The organism is Micromonospora haikouensis (assembly GCF_900091595.1).
Classification (GTDB): Bacteria; Actinomycetota; Actinomycetes; order Mycobacteriales; family Micromonosporaceae; genus Micromonospora; species Micromonospora haikouensis.
The window spans coordinates 1-1,854 of record NZ_FMCW01000083.1; the positions used below are offsets into that span (position 1 = coordinate 1).

The following is a 1,854-nucleotide window of genomic DNA, read 5'->3' on the forward strand; positions in this document are numbered from 1 at the left end:
AAGACCGTCCGCCCCCTCCCGGTCCCGGCGGTGCCGGAGTTCACCGCCCTGCCGGTCGGCCGACGCGAGGACGGCGACGGCTACGACCTGCGCCTGTTCGGCACTCAGGTCCTCGTGGTGGGCGCCACGGGTTCGGGGAAGGGCTCGGTCATCTGGTCCGTCGTCCGGTCCCTCGCGGCCGGGGTCACCTCCGGCCTCGTGCAGTTGTGGGGCCTGGACCCGAAGGGCGGCATGGAACTCGGGATGGGCGCGCCGATGTTCGCCCGGTTCGCTCGCAAGGACTACGCCGCCATGGCGGAGCTGATCGAGGAAGCCGCCACGGTCGCCAAGGACCGGGCCGGGAAGCTCTACGGCCGGACCCGCCAGCACACCCCGACCCCGGATGAGCCGCTGATCGTCGTGGTGATCGATGAGCTGGCGAACCTGACCGCGTACCTGACCGACCGGCAGTTGAAGGACCGGATCAAGGCCGCGTTGTCCATCCTGCTCTCGCAGGGGCGGGCCGTGGGCGTGCACGTCCTTGCCGCAATCCAGGACCCCCGCAAGGAAGTCCTGCCCTTCCGCGACTTGTTCCCCACTCGCATCGGCCTTCGACTCGCGGAAGCCGCACAGGTCGACCTGGTGCTCGGTGAGGGGATGCGGGACCGGGGCGCGCTGTGCGACCGCATCCCACAGTCCCTGCCGGGGGTGGGGTTCGTGGTCATCGACGGTGACCCGACCCCGATGCGGGTCCGGTTCTCCTACCTGACCGATGACGAGATCCGCGACATGGCCCACACCTACGGCCGGCTCCGGGTCATCGACGGTGAAGTCCTGGACGGTGCCGCATGAAGCCCCACCCCACCCACACCCGCACCGACCGCGCCGAGGGCCTGGTCCTCGTCGTCATCCTCCTGCTCGTCGCCGGGTTCGCCGGGGCCGCCTCGTTCACCCACGTCAAGGACTGGACCCTCGACAACTCCCCGCCCGGCACCGGCGAGTGGTTCGGCTGGGCCAACGCCGTCATCTCCGAGCTGGTGCCCGTCGCCGCCCTGCTGACCATCCGCCGCCGACGCCGCAACGGTCAGCCGGTCGGCTACCCGATGTTCCTGCTCGTCGCCGCCGTCCTGCTGTCCCTGGCCGCGCAGCTCGCCGTGGCCAAGCCCGGCCTGTCCGGGTGGCTCCTGTCGGCCGTGCCCGCCCTGGCGTTCATGGGCCTGTCCAAGCTCGTCCTCACCACGGCCCCGGCTCCGATTCCGGCCGCCGCCCCCGCCCCCGCCCCGGCTTCGCCGGCTGTCGCCCCGCCGGCCCGGCCGGTCGAACCGCCCGTCCAGCCGGCTCCGGTCGCCGCGCGGGCCGTGCCTGAGCCCATCGCCCTGGTCGAGCCGACCCGCCCGGCCCCCGTCGAGCCGACCCGGCCGGCCACGGTCGCCCCGGTGCCCCCGGCCGCCTTCGTCCGCCGCAACGGTGTCCCGCTGATCGAAGAGGTGACCCGATGACTGACCACCTGTTTTCCGGCGTGCTCTTCGCCGCCGGCCTCGCTCTGTTCTGCTGGGATCAGTACCGGCTTTACGTCGCCCGCTACGAGCTGGCCGCCCTGCACCGCGCCGCCCTCCGCGACCCGCTCACCGGCCTCGCCAACCGCGCCGGACTCGCCGACGCTTGGACCCAGCTCGCCCCGCTGCGGCCGTGGGTCGTGGTGGTCGACCTGGACGGCTTCAAGCCGGTCAACGACACCCACGGCCACGCCGCCGGAGATGTCGTGCTCACCGCCGTCGCCTCCCGTCTCCGGTCGGTTCACGGTGTCGCCGCTCGGCTCGGTGGGGACGAGTTCGCCGCGCTCCTTCTCGACCCGAACCCGGCCGCGGCTGCCCG

Annotated in this window: 3 protein-coding genes; all 3 read left to right on the forward strand. The window is 72.9% G+C overall.

The window, feature by feature from the left end; all coding sequences use genetic code 11:
* Positions 1-831: FtsK/SpoIIIE domain-containing protein (locus tag GA0070558_RS32525; RefSeq protein ID WP_256092270.1), on the forward strand; the 831-nt coding region annotated here is incomplete at its 5' end.
* Positions 828-1,478, forward strand: a complete 651-nt coding sequence (locus tag GA0070558_RS32530; protein WP_091287381.1) for a DUF2637 domain-containing protein — start codon at positions 828-830, stop codon at positions 1,476-1,478. The genes GA0070558_RS32525 and GA0070558_RS32530, both read left to right, overlap by 4 nt.
* On the forward strand, positions 1,475-1,854 hold a 380-nt coding region (locus tag GA0070558_RS32535), incomplete at its 3' end, for a GGDEF domain-containing protein (RefSeq protein WP_141722437.1). The genes GA0070558_RS32530 and GA0070558_RS32535, both read left to right, overlap by 4 nt.

Coding starts and splice junctions, on each gene's coding strand:
- GA0070558_RS32530 (WP_091287381.1), top strand. CDS start 828: ATGAAGCCCCACCCCACCCACACCCGCACCGACCGCGCCGAGGGCCTG.